The sequence below is a fragment of the Actinokineospora alba genome (assembly GCF_004362515.1).
Taxonomy (GTDB): domain Bacteria; phylum Actinomycetota; class Actinomycetes; order Mycobacteriales; family Pseudonocardiaceae; genus Actinokineospora; species Actinokineospora alba.
Genome location: NZ_SNXU01000001.1, coordinates 6,854,720 through 6,869,015, shown reverse-complemented (window position 1 = coordinate 6,869,015; position 14,296 = coordinate 6,854,720). Strand labels below are relative to the sequence as shown.

15 protein-coding genes are annotated in these 14,296 nt (G+C 70.4%); 11 read left to right on the top strand and 4 right to left on the bottom strand.

The features are described 5' to 3' along the window. The first annotated feature begins 26 nt into the window (after window positions 1-26). The 9 genes from ruvC (at window position 27) to C8E96_RS30905 (ending at window position 9,885) form a co-directional block, all read left to right on the top strand. Window positions 27-611 (top strand): crossover junction endodeoxyribonuclease RuvC, encoded by a 585-nt coding sequence (ruvC, locus tag C8E96_RS30945; protein WP_166658175.1) that lies wholly within the window; start codon window positions 27-29, stop codon window positions 609-611. Then, on the top strand, window positions 608-1,195 hold the full coding sequence (gene ruvA, locus C8E96_RS30940; RefSeq protein ID WP_091380900.1) for a Holliday junction branch migration protein RuvA: 588 nt from the start codon (window positions 608-610) through the stop codon (window positions 1,193-1,195). Before ruvC ends, ruvA begins: the two co-directional genes overlap by 4 nt. Beyond that, window positions 1,195-2,250 carry a Holliday junction branch migration DNA helicase RuvB gene (ruvB, locus tag C8E96_RS30935; protein ID WP_091380897.1) on the top strand — a complete coding sequence of 352 codons (1,056 nt, stop codon included), beginning with the start codon at window positions 1,195-1,197 and terminating at the stop codon, window positions 2,248-2,250. The genes ruvA and ruvB overlap by 1 nt, the downstream gene beginning before the upstream one ends. Before the next feature lie 113 nt (window positions 2,251-2,363). Next, complete coding sequence (gene yajC / locus C8E96_RS30930; protein WP_091380894.1) at window positions 2,364-2,762, top strand: preprotein translocase subunit YajC; 399 nt, start codon at window positions 2,364-2,366, stop codon at window positions 2,760-2,762. Window positions 2,763-2,991: 229 nt separating this feature from the next. Next, window positions 2,992-4,800, top strand: coding sequence for a protein translocase subunit SecD (gene secD / locus C8E96_RS30925; protein ID WP_091380891.1), 1,809 nt, complete (start codon window positions 2,992-2,994; stop codon window positions 4,798-4,800). A 1-nt stretch (window position 4,801) separates the two neighbouring features. Continuing rightward, the gene (gene secF, locus C8E96_RS30920; RefSeq protein WP_091380888.1) at window positions 4,802-6,007 is read left to right on the top strand and encodes a protein translocase subunit SecF; all 1,206 of its coding nucleotides are present in this window, start codon (window positions 4,802-4,804) and stop codon (window positions 6,005-6,007) included. Window position 6,008: 1 nt separating this feature from the next. After that, window positions 6,009-6,527 (top strand): adenine phosphoribosyltransferase, encoded by a 519-nt coding sequence (locus C8E96_RS30915; protein ID WP_091380885.1) that lies wholly within the window; start codon window positions 6,009-6,011, stop codon window positions 6,525-6,527. 123 nt (window positions 6,528-6,650) lie between these two features. Then, a complete protein-coding gene (locus tag C8E96_RS30910) occupies window positions 6,651-8,957 on the top strand; it encodes a RelA/SpoT family protein (protein WP_091380882.1) in 2,307 nt (768 codons plus the stop codon). A gap of 52 nt (window positions 8,958-9,009) precedes the next feature. Then, on the top strand, window positions 9,010-9,885 hold the full coding sequence (locus C8E96_RS30905; RefSeq protein ID WP_091380880.1) for a hypothetical protein: 876 nt from the start codon (window positions 9,010-9,012) through the stop codon (window positions 9,883-9,885). Here C8E96_RS30905 and C8E96_RS30900 read toward each other — a convergent pair. From C8E96_RS30900 to C8E96_RS30885, 4 genes are read right to left on the bottom strand one after another with little or no spacing between them, the layout of a single operon-like run. Further along, complete coding sequence (locus tag C8E96_RS30900) at window positions 9,848-10,528, bottom strand: helix-turn-helix domain-containing protein (protein WP_091380877.1); 681 nt, start codon at window positions 10,526-10,528, stop codon at window positions 9,848-9,850. The genes C8E96_RS30905 and C8E96_RS30900 overlap by 38 nt on opposite strands. 29 nt (window positions 10,529-10,557) lie before the next feature. After that, window positions 10,558-11,100 carry a hypothetical protein gene (locus tag C8E96_RS30895; RefSeq protein ID WP_091380875.1) on the bottom strand — a complete coding sequence of 181 codons (543 nt, stop codon included), beginning with the start codon at window positions 11,098-11,100 and terminating at the stop codon, window positions 10,558-10,560. 6 nt (window positions 11,101-11,106) lie between these two features. Then, entirely contained in the window at window positions 11,107-11,862 is a 756-nt protein-coding gene (locus C8E96_RS30890) for a peptidylprolyl isomerase (RefSeq protein ID WP_091380873.1), read from the bottom strand. Window positions 11,863-11,864: 2 nt separating this feature from the next. After that, window positions 11,865-12,746 carry a peptidylprolyl isomerase gene (locus tag C8E96_RS30885; RefSeq protein WP_176926812.1) on the bottom strand — a complete coding sequence of 294 codons (882 nt, stop codon included), beginning with the start codon at window positions 12,744-12,746 and terminating at the stop codon, window positions 11,865-11,867. A gap of 130 nt (window positions 12,747-12,876) precedes the next feature. Here C8E96_RS30885 and C8E96_RS30880 point away from each other — a divergent pair, with 130 nt between their 5' ends. Together C8E96_RS30880 and C8E96_RS30875 are read left to right on the top strand one after the other, a co-directional pair. Next, window positions 12,877-13,587, top strand: coding sequence for an MBL fold metallo-hydrolase (locus C8E96_RS30880; RefSeq protein ID WP_091380869.1), 711 nt, complete (start codon window positions 12,877-12,879; stop codon window positions 13,585-13,587). Window positions 13,588-13,589: 2 nt separating this feature from the next. Then, window positions 13,590-14,231, top strand: a complete 642-nt coding sequence (locus C8E96_RS30875; RefSeq protein ID WP_091380866.1) for a hypothetical protein — start codon at window positions 13,590-13,592, stop codon at window positions 14,229-14,231. Window positions 14,232-14,296 lie beyond the last annotated feature (65 nt).

Genomic DNA, 14,296 nt, shown 5'->3' with positions numbered 1-14,296 from the left:
CAGGAGCGAGCTAGGGAGCGGCGGCTGTGCGCGTGCTGGGAGTCGACCCGGGCCTGACCCGCCTCGGCATCGCGGTGGTCGACGGCGGCGCCGGGCGAACGGTCCGCGCGGTCGCGGTCGACGTGATCCGCACCCCGGTCGACGACGACCTCGCGGTACGCCTGCTCAAGGTCGCCGACGGCGTCGAGGAATGGCTCGACGAGCACCGCCCCGAGGTCGTCGCCATCGAGCGAGTCTTCAGCCAGCACAACGTCCGCACCGCCATGGGCACCGCCCAGGCCGCCGGTGTGGTCGCGCTCAGCGCCGCGCGCCGTGGGCTGCCGGTCATGTTCCACACCCCGAGCGAGGTCAAGGCCGCCGTCACCGGGTCCGGCAGGGCGGACAAAGCCCAGATCACCGTCATGGTCACCAAGATCCTGGGACTCACCACGGCCCCCAAACCCGCCGACGCGGCCGACGCGCTGGCCCTGGCGATCTGCCACCTGTGGCGCGCGCCGATGCGCGACCGGATGGCGCAGGCCGAGGCGAGGGCGGCGGAGATCGCCCGCACGCACCGTGCGAGGCTGGCCGCCGCGGCCAAGGCAACCCGAATCAGGACGGTGACGAAGTGATCTCCTCGGTGCGAGGCACAGTGGCGGCGATCGGGCTCGACCACGTGGTCGTCGAGGTCGGCGGGGTCGGACTCGCCGTGCAGGCCACCCCACACACCCTGGCGACGCTGCGCCGCGGCGAGGAGACCTCGCTGGCCACCGCCCTGGTCGTGCGCGAGGACTCGCTGACCCTGTTCGGCTTCGCCGACACCGAGGCGCGCGACCTGTTCCGCCTGCTGCAGACCGTGTCCGGCATCGGACCGCGGCTCGCGCTGGCCACCCTCGCCGTGCTCGAACCCGACCAGCTGCGCGCCGCGCTGGCCGACGGCAACATCACCATCCTCACCCAGGTGCCCGGCATCGGCCGCAAGGGCGCGGAGCGGCTGATCATCGAGCTGCGCGACAAGGTCGGCACCGTCGCCGGTGAGTCGCCGGCCGCGCCCGCGGGCCAGGTCCGAGGGTCGGTCGTCGAGGCGCTCGTCGGTCTCGGCTTCGCCGCCAAGCAGGCCGAAGCGGCTGTCGACGGTGTCCTCGCGGAGAACGGCGTCAGCGACACGTCGGCGGTGTTGCGCAAGGCGTTGGCCACCTTGGGCCGCAAGCGCTGATGGAGCCCGACATGGACGAGTGGGAGTCCCAGCTGTCCCCGGTCGCCGAACCGGAGGAACGTGAGGACGAGGCGACGCTGCGGCCCAAGCGGCTGTCGGAGTTCGTCGGCCAGCCACGGGTGCGTGAGCAGCTCGACCTGGTCCTGCAGGGCGCGACCCGCCGTGGCTCGCCGCCCGACCACGTGCTGCTCTCCGGCCCGCCCGGGCTCGGCAAGACCAGCCTCGCCATGATCATCGCCGCGGAGCTGGGCAGGCCGATCCGGATCACCTCCGGCCCCGCCCTGGAACGCGCGGGCGACCTGGCCGCGATGCTGTCGAACCTCGCTGAGGGCGAGGTCATGTTCATCGACGAGATCCACCGCATCGCCCGGCCCGCCGAGGAGATGCTGTACCTGGCGATGGAGGACTTCCGGGTCGATGTCGTCGTCGGCAAGGGCCCCGGCGCCACCAGCATCCCGCTGGAGATCGCGCCGTTCACCCTGGTCGGCGCCACCACCCGGTCCGGCGCGCTCACCGGGCCGCTGCGCGACCGCTTCGGCTTCACCGCGCACATGGAGTTCTACGAGCCGCACGAGTTGCAGCGGGTGCTGCGCCGTTCGGCGACGATCCTGGGCGTCGACCTGCACGAGGACGGCGCCGAGGAGATCGCGGGCCGCTCTCGTGGAACACCCCGCATCGCGAACCGGCTGTTGCGCCGGGTCCGTGACTACGCCGAGGTCCGCGTCGACGGCGCGGTCACCCGCGAGGTCGCGCAGGCGGCGTTGAAGGTCTACGACGTCGACGACCTGGGGCTCGACCGGCTCGACCGCGCCGTCCTCGGCGCCCTGGTGAAGTCCTTCGGCGGCGGCCCGGTCGGGGTCTCGACCCTCGCGGTGGCCGTGGGCGAGGAACCGACGACGGTCGAAGAGGTGTGCGAGCCGTTCCTGGTCCGCGCGGGGATGCTCGCGCGCACACCACGCGGGCGCGTGGCGACCGCGGCGGCGTGGACACACCTGGGCCTGCCCGCCCCGATCGAAGCCTTCGGCCAGGCGGGGCCTACCCTGTTCGATGAGTGATCGACCACGTGTGAGCTGTGATGAAGCGGCTGGCACCTGGCACACTCGGGTGAGGCAAACCCCGAACAATCGGACTTTTCCCGCATCGGGGAACGTTCCCGAAACGGAGTGAAATGAACCAGGCTCTGCTCCCGCTGCTGCTCGTGGCGGTGCTCGCGATCCCCCTGATCCTCGGCTCGCGCAGGCAGAAGAAGATGGTGGCGCAGCAGCAGGAGCTGCAGAACTCGCTCGCCGTCGGCGACCGGGTGATGACGACCTCCGGCCTCTACGGCACGGTCTCCGACGTTTCCGACGACGCGACGATCGGCATCGAGATCGCTCCCGGCGTGGAGACCAGCTGGCTGCGTCAGGCCGTCCGCGAGAAGGTCGGCCCCGACGTCGAAGACGACGAGGACTCGATCGAGGACACCGACGACGACATCGAGGCCACTGAGACCGCTGAGGCGACCAAGGCCACCGAGGTCCCGGGCTCCACGGCCCAGGTCGCCCCGCCGCTCGACCACAAGAAGTAGCCGACCTCGGGTTCCGGGCCACGGCCCGGAACCCGACGCAGGCGGACAGTGACCCGCGCAACACTGGGTTCACGCCGCAAGAGGTACGCTGCGCCCTCACCCACATGTGTGACTCGGGTGCGGGCGCAGTGTCATGACCAAACACACTGGTCAGCCGCACTTCGCTTGGCCCCCAGCGCGCGGGAGTCATGCGTTCACATCCGAAGCTAGCCGAGGAGACGGACCGACCGTGGCACCACCGGCCGGGCAGATCCGCCCAGGACGCTATTTGGCGTTCTTCATAGCAATCGTCGTTGTCCTGTATGCCCTGGTGTTCGCCACCGGCGACCATCAGGCGAAGCCCAAACTGGGCATCGACCTGCAGGGTGGTACTCGTGTCTCGCTGACCGCGCGCACCGAGACCGGCGAGCCGTCCAAAGAGTCGCTCAACCTGGCTCGAGAGATCATCGAGGAGCGGGTCAACGGCACCGGTGTCAGCGGCGCCGAAGTCATCCTCGACGGCAACAACATCATCATCACCGTCCCCGGTGAGCAGGGTGAGAAGGCCAAGGACCTCGCGCAGCCCGCGCAGCTCCGGTTCCGTCCCGTGATCGGCGCGCTTCCCGCCGCCCCGGCCGAGCAGGCCCCGCCGCCGTCCGGGACCGTGCAGCCGCCCGCCTCCGGGACTGTGCAGCCGCCCGCGAGCGGTGCCCCCACGTCGGCGCCCGCGCCGTCGGCCGGTGCGCCCACCTCGGGTGCGCCGCAGGGCCGTCCGGCTCCGGCCGCGCAGCCCGCGCCGTCGCAGCCCGCGCCGCCGTCGCAGCCCGCGCAGCCGCCTGCTGCTGACAACGCCTGCACCAAGTACGCCGCGCTGCTCAACGACCAGAAGACCCCGGTCGGGCAGCTGATCACCGCCGCCAAGGCGTGCCGCCAGGACCCGAAGCTCGCGCCGGGCAAGGGCGCCGACGGCGCCGAGGCGCCCGCGGACGCCGCGCTGCAGCAGGCCGCGCTGGCCACGCTCGACTGCGGCCGGAAAGACCCGCTGATCGGCAACGACGACCCGAAGCTCCCGCTGGCCACGTGTGACCAGGACGGTGTCGAGAAGTTCATCCTCGGCCCGTCGTTCCTCGAGGGCAGCGAGATCGACAACGCCATCTCGCAGCCGGACCCGCAGGGCGTCGGCAACGTCGTCAGCGTCAGCTTCCGGAGCGAGGGCGCCCGGATCTGGTCGGAGTACACCGCCGCCCATGTCCAGCAGCGCGCCGCGTTCGTGCTCGACACCGCGGTCGTCTCCGCGCCGACCATCCAGGGCGCCATCAACGGCGACACCCAGATCACCGGCGGCGAGGGCGGCTTCAAGACCGCCGAGGCGCAGAAGCTGGCCAACGTGCTGAAGTTCGGCTCGCTGCCGCTGTCCTTCGAGTCCTCCGAGGCCGAGACCGTGTCGGCGACCCTCGGCCTGGCCTCGATGGAGGCCGGTCTGATCGCCGGTGGCATCGGTCTGCTGCTGGTCTTCATCTACTGCTTGTTCTATTACCGCCTGCTCGGTGTGCTGACGATCCTGTCGCTGGTGCTGTCCGCGGTCGTCGTCTACGGCGTGCTGGTGCTCCTGGGTCGCTGGGTCGGGTTCACCCTCGACCTCGCGGGCATCGCCGGGTTCATCGTGGCGATCGGTATCACCGCGGACTCGTTCGTCATCTTCTTCGAACGACTCAAAGACGAAGTGCGCGAAGGCAGGTCCTTCCGGTCCGGCGTGCCGCGCGCGTGGGTCCGGGCCCGGCGCACGATCCTCTCCGCCGACGCGATCCAGTTCCTGGCCGCCGCGGTGCTCTACATCCTGGCCGTCGGCCAGGTCAAGGGCTTCGCGTTCACGCTGGGCATGGCCACCGTGCTCGACCTGATCGTGGTCTTCTTCGTAACTCACCCGCTGGTGGCGCTCGCGTCGAAGTCCAAGTGGCTGTCCAACTCGAAGCTCTCCGGCCTCGGAGCCGTCCAGCGGAACCAGCAGACCCTGCGTGCGGCGCGGGTCGGCGCTGGCACCGCCGCGAAGGAAGTGTGACGTGTCGACCAAGAAGCAGAGTGTCTTCGAGCGGCTCTACCTCGGCAACGGGGCGTTCGACATCGTCGGCAAGCGCAAGCGCTGGTATGTGATCTTCGGTGCGCTGATGCTCGTGTGCGTCGCGTCGATCATCTTCCGGTGGTTCAACCTCGGCATCGACTTCGAGGGCGGAACCAAGATCCAGCTGCCGTCGGCGAGCGCGTCCGGACAGATCTCGACCGAGCGGGTGGAGACCGTCTTCAAGGAGGCGATCAACCAGGACCCGGCCGCAGTCCAGCTGGTCGGCACCGGTGCCAACGCGACCATCCAGATCAAGTCCGAAGCGCTGACCGTCGACCAGGTCCGCCTGGTCAAGAACGCGTTGTTCGAGCAGCTCAAGCCGCAGTCGCCCAGTGGTGAGTCCACTGTCGCGGTGATCAGCGACAGCGCGGTGTCGGGCACCTGGGGCGGGGAGATCTCGCGTCAGGCGCTGATCGCGCTGGGCGTGTTCATGGTCCTGGTGACGATCTTCCTCGCGGTGTACTTCGAGAAGTGGATGGCGGTCTCGGCGCTCGTCGCGCTGTTCCACGACGTCATCGTGGCCGCGGGCATCTACTCGATCGTCGGCTTCGAGGTCACGCCCGCGACGGTGATCGGTCTGCTGACCATCCTCGGCTTCTCGCTCTACGACACGGTCGTGGTGTTCGACAAGGTCAAGGAGAACACCCGCGGCCTGCTCGGACTGACTCGGCGCACCTACGCCGAGACAGCGAACCTCGCCCTGAACCAGGTGCTGATGCGCTCGGTCAACACCTCGATCATCGCGCTGCTCCCGGTCCTCGGGCTGCTGGTGATCGGTGTCGGTGTGCTCGGTGTCGGCACCCTCGGCGACCTGGCGCTCATCATGGCCGCGGGCATGGTCGCCGGTGTGCTGTCGTCGATCTTCCTGGCGACGCCGCTGCTGGTCGACCTGAAGATGACCGAGTCGAAGTACAAGCAGCAGGCCGAGCGCGTGGCCCAGCGCCGCGCGAACGTCGCCCGCAAGGCGGAGACCGCCGAAGGCACCGACGAGGCCGAGACGGATCTGTCCGACGACGAGGCGCTCAACGCCGAACTGCGTCGGGAGAAGGCCATGGCGATCGCGGCGGGTGTCCCGTCGCGCACGCCGAAGGCCTCCGACGCCCGACGCAAGCCCTCCGGCAGGCCGACGGGCAAGAAGCGGCGCTGACGTGCGCCTGGAAGACGCGCTCACCCTGGTCCGGGAAGTCCCCGACTTCCCGGAACCAGGGGTGCTCTTCCGCGACCTGAGTCCGCTGCTGGCGGACGCGGACGCGTTCCGCGCGGTCACCGACGCTTTCGCCGCCGAGATCCCGGACGGCGTCAGCACGGTGGTCGCGCTGGAGGCCCGCGGTTTCCTGTTCGGCGCCGCGCTGGCCGCGGTGCACGGATTCGGGCTGGTCACGGTCCGCAAGCCCGGCAAGCTGCCGGTCGTGGCCGACAGCGTCACCTACTCCCTCGAATACGGCACGGCCACCTTCGAGCTGCCCGAAGGCGTGGTCGAGCCCGGTGCGAACGTCGTCATCATCGACGACGTGCTGGCCACCGGCGGCACGATCGAGGCCGCCGCGGGCCTGGTGGACCGGGCGGGCGCGAAGGTCGCCGCGGTGGCGGTCGTCGTGGAAATCGCCGCGCTGGGCGGTCGTGAGCGACTTGCAGGGCACAACTTGCGCTCGCTGCTCGTCGTCTGACATGGGCGTTTCAGCGCCCCAGCGGAAGTTCGTCACCCGTTCCGGCGTTATCCTCGGTATCCGGGTCACACGAGTGACCCGGGAGTCGTTCGCCACTGGCGACCGAACTTGCCGGGAGCACGGTTGTCCCATGAGGTAGACAGCGCGGCCCCAGGGGCCCATGAGCCGCTGACGCCCGCAGGACGGGAACCGTCCGCCACCCGCCGAGTCCGAGCGCGCCTGGCCCGGCGCATCACCGCGCAGCGTGCCGCGCCGGTCAAGCAGGTCCTGGAGCCGCTGGCCGCGGTCCACCGCGAGCTGCACCCCAAGGCCGACCTCGCGCTGCTGCAGCACGCCTACGACGTCGCCGAGGAAGCGCACCGCAGCCAGCGGCGCAAGTCCGGCGACCCGTACATCACCCACCCGCTGGCCGTGGCGACGATCCTGGCCGAGCTGGGCATGGACACCACGACGCTGGTCGCGGCTCTGCTGCACGACACCGTCGAGGACACCGACTACTCCATCGACAGCCTGCGCGCCGACTTCGGCGACGAGGTCGCGCACCTGGTCGACGGCGTCACCAAGCTCGACAAGGTGCAGCTCGGCTCCGCCGCCGAGGCCGAGACCATCCGCAAGATGGTCATCGCCATGGCGCGCGACCCGCGCGTGCTGGTCATCAAGCTGGCAGACCGGCTGCACAACATGCGCACCATGCGGTTCCTGCCGCCGGAGAAGCAGGCCAAGAAGGCCCGCGAGACCCTCGAGGTGCTGGCCCCGCTGGCGCACCGCCTCGGCATGGCCACGGTCAAGTGGGAGCTGGAGGACCTGGCGTTCGCCATCCTGCAGCCCAAGAAGTACGACGAGATCGTCCGGCTCGTGGCGAACCGGGCGCCCTCGCGCGACACCTATCTGCGCACCGTCGTCGAGCAGCTCGGCGCCGACCTGCAGGGCTCGCGGATCACCGCGAAGGTCGAGGGCAGGCCCAAGCACTACTACTCGATCCACCAGAAGATGATCGTCCGCGGCCGCGACTTCGACGACATCCATGACCTGGTCGGCGTGCGCATCCTGGTCGACGACGTGCGTGACTGCTACGCCGCCATGGGCGTCGTGCACGCGCTGTGGCAGCCGATGCCGGGCCGGTTCAAGGACTACATCGCCCAGCCGCGCTTCGGCGTCTACCAGTCGCTGCACACCACGGTGATCGGCCCGGACGGCAAGCCGCTGGAAGTGCAGATCCGCACGCACGAGATGCACCGCACCGCCGAGTACGGCATCGCCGCGCACTGGCGCTACAAGGAGACCAGGGGCACCCACAGCGGCACCGACGTCGACGAGATGGCGTGGATGCGCCAGCTGCTCGACTGGCAGCGTGAGGCGGCCGACCCGGGGGAGTTCCTGGAGTCGCTGCGCTACGACCTGGCGGCCCGCGAGATCTTCGTCTTCACCCCGAAGGGCGACGTCGTCACGCTGCCCGCCGGGTCCACGCCGGTCGACTTCGCCTACGCCGTGCACACCGAGGTCGGGCACCGGTGCATCGGCGCCCGGGTCAACGGCAGGCTGGTCGCGCTCGAGCGGAAGCTGGAGAACGGCGAGGTCATCGAGATCTTCACCTCGAAGGCCGAGGGCGCGGGCCCGTCGCGCGACTGGCTGGCCTTCGCCGGGTCGCCGCGCGCGCGGGCGAAGATCAAGCAGTGGTTCGCCAAGGAGCGCAAGGAAGAGGCGATCGAGGCGGGCAAGGACGCGATCACCAAGGAGGTGCGCCGGGTCGGCCTGCCCATGCAGCGGCTCGTGTCGGCCGAATCGGTGAACGCCCTGGCCCGTGAACTGCGCTATCCCGAGGTCAGCGCCCTGTACGCGGCGGTGGGGGAGGGCCACACCTCGGCCCGCCACGTCGTGCAGCGGCTGGTGGCCCTGCTCGGCGGGGTCGAGCACGCCGAGGAGGAGCTGGCCGAGCGCGCGACACCGTCCACGATCACCCGGCGCCGCGCCTCCGGTGACGCGGGCGTGGTCGTCAAGGACGCCAGCGACGTGTGGGTCAAGCTGGCCCGCTGCTGCACCCCGGTGCCCGGCGACGACATCCTGGGTTTCGTCACCCGCGGCGGCGGCGTCAGCGTGCACCGCACCGACTGCACCAACGCGGGCGAACTTCTCGAATCGCCCGAGCGGCTGCTGGAGGTCGAGTGGGCGCCGTCGGAGTCGTCGGTGTTCCTGGTCGCCATCCAGGTCGAGGCGCTCGACCGGCACCGGCTGCTGTCGGACGTGACGAAGGTGCTGGCCGACGAGAAGGTCAACATCCTCTCCGCCTCGGTGACGACCTCGCGCGACCGGGTGGCGGTGTCGCGCTTCTCGTTCGAGATGGGCGACCCGAAGCACCTGGGGCACGTGCTCAAGGCGGTCCGCAGCATCGAGGGCGTCTACGACGTCTACCGGGTGACGTCCGCGTCTTAGCGGTGTCCGTTTCGTACAAGACCGGACGTGCGCACGGAGTTACGTTGGTTCGGTGACTTCCTTCGACCGTGCTGAAAAGTTCGTCCTGCTCAACGCCCGACTGCTCGACCGCAGGCGGTTCGAGTTCCTCTTCGGCGCCGGCGACGCGTCGGCTGTCGTCGCGGCCTTGGAGGCGTACCGCAACCCCGACGGCGGCTACGGCAACGCGCTGGAGCCCGACGGTCGCGGCCCGGGCAGCCAGCCGGTGACCGTGCTGTCGGCGTTGAACATCCTGCATGAGGTCGGCGCCTCGCCTGACGGGGTCGCGGACTACCTGGAGTCCATCAGCGCCCCGGACGGGGGTGTCCCGTTCGTCCACCCCAACGCCCGCGACTACCCGAGGGCGCCGTGGTGGGAGGTCCCGGAGACCTACGAGGGCTCGCTGCTGCCCACGGCGAACCTCGTCGGAGCCCTGTGGCGCGCGGGTGTCGAGCACCCGTGGGTCGACCGGGCGGCCGAGTTCTGCTGGCCCCGCATCGAGGCCCTGACGGCGACGCACCCATATGAGGCCCTGGCCTGCGTGGAGTTCCTCGACCACGCCCCCGACCGGGCCCGGGCGGAGAAGGCGGCCGAGCACATCGGGACGATGGTCCGCGACAACGGGCTGGTGCGACTCGGCGGCACCGGCATCGTCCCGCCCGGCTTCGCCGAGGGGGAGCTGCACGACCCGCACGACTACGCGTCCACACCGGACAGTCTCGCCGCCCGCTGGTTCACCTCCGCCGAGCTTGAGGTGAGTCTGGACGCCCTGGTGATGGCCCAGCACGAGGACGGCGGGTGGCGGCCGAAGTGGGCCATCTGGACGCCGGTGACGGAGTTCGAGTGGGCCGGGGTGCTGACGGTGAACGCGCTCAGGACGTTGGAGGTGTACGGCCGGTCAACGCGGTGAGCGTGGTGCCCGCCAGCGCCTTCACCTCGCGGGCCAGGTGCGCCTGGTCGGTGTAGCCCTCGCGGTAGGCGACGTCGGCGAACGGCTGTCCCGCCCTGGCCCGCCGCACCGCCCGGTCGAAGCGCAGGACGCGGTGCAGGACCTTGGGCCCGTACCCGAACGCCGCGAGGCTGCGCCGCCGGAGCTGACGTTCCCCAAGCCCCACGGCATCCGCGATGGCCCGCACCGATCCGGTGCGCTCGGCCAGGTCCCGGACCTGGTCGATCATCGGGTCGACGTGGGCGGGGAACGCGTCGAGCAACACCTCATGCGGATGCTCGGCCGCACCAAGCCGCTCGGCCAACTCCCGGCCGTCGCGGCGGAAGGCGTCGAGATCGATTCTTCCGTCGCGTAACTCGTCGGCGGGGACGCCCAAGGCGATGGCTCCCGGTTCGAACCGCAGCCCGACCATGGTCCCGGGTTCCGAGGTGCCGAGCTGCGCCGCGGTGTCCGGGCCCGCCACGAAGAGCCTGCCGGTCTCCCGCTCCCAGATCACGTCGGCGCACCCGTCGGGGACGATGCGGTGGGTGGCGGCCGAGGCCAGGCTCCGCGACCACACGCAGGCGATGCCTGGGCGGTCGACCGGCCACTCCCGATAGGTCATCCACCGAGTGTGACAGCGGGGTACGACAGTCAGGTCGCCCAGAATTCCGGGTAGTACGTCGGGCAGACGCAGTGTCGGTCGTGTCCCGGCGGGTCGATGACGTGGTTCGCGATCGGGTCGATCATCGGCTCCACCCGCCGCGCCACCTCGACGGCCGCGTCGGTGACCGACCAGATGTCGTCCTCATCGGTGATCGACACGGTGAGTCGGCCGCGGGAAACCCACGCGAACGCTTTTCCACCGGCCAGCCGCACATGGCTGGGCTGGGCGACGTCGGGGAACTGGTCGATCGCGTCCCGGAACCGGGCGTACTCGGCCCCGGTGTAGGACTGGCCCGCGACCGGTCGCGGCTCGTCCGCCGGGAGGATGGTCAGCGGGATGCCGAGCGCGGCGAGGATCGTGTCCAGGTCGTCTCGGGAGTCGACCGCGAGGGCGACCCTGAGCTGGTCGCCGTCGCCCGCGTGGCCGCCGAAGGCCCGGCAGAACCGGAAATAGCGCAGGCTGACCGCCCACGTGGCCAGCTGTTCGGCCGAGTGCTGCTCGTAGAGGTACTGCTCCCAGCGGTCGGTCACCTGGGCCTAGTCCTCGACCGTGGCCTTCTGGATCTTGACCGGCACGGTCGGTGCGCCGTCCTGCTCGCCCATCTGTGGCGTGACGCCACCCGCGGCGATCTTGTCCAGCACCGCGAGGCCCTTGTCGTCGACGGTGCCGAGGACCGCATAGGTCGGGGGCAGCTTGGAGTCGCGGTAGACCAGGAAGAACTGGCTTCCGCCACTGTTCGGGCGGCCGGTGTTGGCCATCGCGACCGTGCCGCGCGGGTAGATCACCGTCTCCCCGACGCCGGAGGGCTTGAGGTTGCCCGGGTTCTCGTCCTGCACCGTGTATCCCGGGCCGCCGGTGCCCTGGCCGGTCGGGTCCCCGCACTGCAGGACCGACAGGCTCTCGGCGGCGGTGAGCCGATGGCACGGGCTGTCGTCGAAGTACTTCTTCGCCGCCAGGTGGGCGATGCTGCGGCTGGTGCACGGCGCCGTGTCGGTCGCCAGGGTGATCGCGATGGCGCCCAGGTTGGTCGTGAGCGTCACCGTGGCGGGCTTGTCCTTCGCCCGCTCGGCCGGTTTGCCGACGTCCTTGCCCTCAGGCGCGGGCTGGCCGGTGCTGGTCTTGTACCGGCATGGCGTCCCGTCTCCGGCGGAGGTCGCCTGCGCGGAGGCAGACGACTTCTCCGACGTGGTCGGGGCCGAGTCCACCCCGACCGGGCTGCCCGACACACCCGACCCGCAGGCGGTCAGGGTCAGGCAGGCGAGGAGCAGCCCGGTCGCGGCGGTGCGGTTCATGCTCAGGCCACCGACACCGTGCTGATGGTGACCGCGTCCTTCGGCGAGCCGTCGCCCGGCGAGCCCTTGCGGGTGGTGCCCTTCTTGGCGATCTCGTCGATCTTCTTGAGGCTCTCGGCGTCGATCGTGCCGAAGGCGGAGTAATTCGGGGGCAGTTCGGCGGTGCCGTAGACGATGAAGAACTGGCTGCCGTTGGTGCCCTTGTTCGTCTGCGGGTTCTTGCCCGCGTTCGCCATGGCGAGGATGCCGCGGCCGTACTTCAGCTCGGGGAAGACCTCGTCGTCGAAGCTGTAGCCGGGGCCGCCGCTGCCGGAGGCCGACGGGTCGCCGCACTGCAGGACCTGCAGGCCGTCGCTGGTGGTGAGGCGGTGGCAGCGGGTGTCGTTGAAGTAGCCCTGCTTGGCCAGGCTCACGAAGCTGTTCACCGCGCACGGCGCGAGCGTGCGGTCCAGGGTCAGCTTGACGTCGCCGCCCGCGATGTTCGCGGTCGCCACGACGGTGCCCTCGGCGGAGATGTCGGCCGTGGGCGGCGCCTGCACGGGCTTGGCCGCGGGCTTGCCCGCCTCGGCCGGGTACTCGCAGGTGACCTTTGCGGGCAGCGCCTTCGGACGCTTCGGCGCGGGCGCCAGCGCGGTCGGGATGTTCGCCGGGGTGTCCACCGGCGCCTCGGCGTCGGCGCTCGGCGAGGTGGAGGCGTCCGCCGGGGTGACCGGGTCGTCGCTGCGGTTGGCGAGCCAATAGACAAGACCCACGACGGCCACGACGGCCACCACGGTGCCCACCACACCGAACATCCGGCGCTTGCGCGCACGCTCGGCCCTGTTCGCCAGCTGACGTTCCAGCTTGCGCTTGGCCGCCTCTCTGCGCTGCTCGTTAGTCGGCACCTGGCACCCTCCCTGACCTACACGTTCCTGGCAGGCGCGCAGTCTATGGGCACCCCCGGTAAGAACCGTGTGGTGGGACGGCCCACTAGGCTGAGAGCTTGCCAAGAATCCGTCGACCGGAGGTTCCGCCGTGCTCGTCGTCGGCTTTCCGACTGGGGCCTTCCAGGCCAACTGCTTCCTCGTCGCGCCCGAGGAGGGCGGCCAGTGTGTGATCATCGACCCTGGTCAGGACGCTGAGGAGCCGATCGCCGAGGCGCTGCGCAAGCACCGGCTCTCGCCGGTCGCGGTGCTGCTGACCCACGGGCACCTCGACCACACCTATTCGGTGACCCCGGTCTGCGACGGCAACGACGTGCCCGCGTGGATCCACCCGGACGACCGGTACATGCTCACCGACCCGATGCGCGGCATGAGCCGGGAAGCCGCGTCGTTCTTCGGCCGCCTCGAAATGCGCGAGCCGAGCGAGGTCAAGGAGATGACCGACGGGGTCGAACTCGACCTCGCGGGCCTGAAGCTGACCGTCGACCACACCCCCGGCCACACCGAGGGGTCGGTGGCGTTCCGCTCGGCCACCGAGGAGGGCGGCCTGCTGCTGTTCTCCGGCGACACCCTCTTCGCGGGGTCGATCGGCCGCACGGACCTGCCCGGTGGGTCGATGGACCGGATGACGGCGTCGCTGCGCTCGAAGATCCTGCCGCTCGACGACGAGACGGTGGTCCTCCCGGGACACGGGCCCACCACGACGATCGGCCGTGAGCGGGTCAGCAACCCGTTCCTCACCGGGATGATCGACCTGACCGACCCGTCATCGGCGCACCGCGGCCGCGGCCGGGGCATCTGACCATGACCGCCCCCCAGCCTCCGGCCGAGCCGGAGCGGATCCCACTGACCCTGGCCGACCCGTCGCGGCGCCGAGGCTGCGTGACCGTCGCGGTCGCCCTGCTGTTCGGCGCGGCAGTCGGCGGTGTCGTCGGCCTGATCTTCGGGCAGACGCCGGGCTTGATCACCGCGGCCGTGGTCGCCGGGACGCTGGCCCTGCTGACCTGGATGACCGCGCGTCGGCGGATCTGGCTGCAGGGCCCGCGCGTGGTGGCGGAGACGATCGGCAGCAAGACCGTCGACCTGCGGACCGTCGAACGCCTCGACTTGTTGGTGACCGATGTGCGCGGTGTGCGCACGGTCGGGCTTCTGGTCGGCGCCAAGGGAAAGTCCATCAACATCGCGCTCGCGGCGTACTCGGGCACGGGCGGCCGGGAACTCGGCATCCTCGCCCTGCGGAGGTTGGCGGACGCGCTCGCGGGGAGTGAGAACACGAGCGGATTGGTTTTCTCGCAACTGCTTGTGGCCCAACTGCGCGCGGAGGCCCGGGGTGAGGCAGCGCCGGAGCGGCCGCTGTTCCAGCTCGCTTCGGTTGCGCCGCAGGGGAAGTTGGCTCAGCGGTTGCGCACTGAGGCGATCACCCGGTTCGTGGCGAATCTGCCATAGCCTGGCTGGCTTTGGCCGCTGGTGCACGACCATTACCCACCCGAAAACGCAAGGGGCAGAACGCA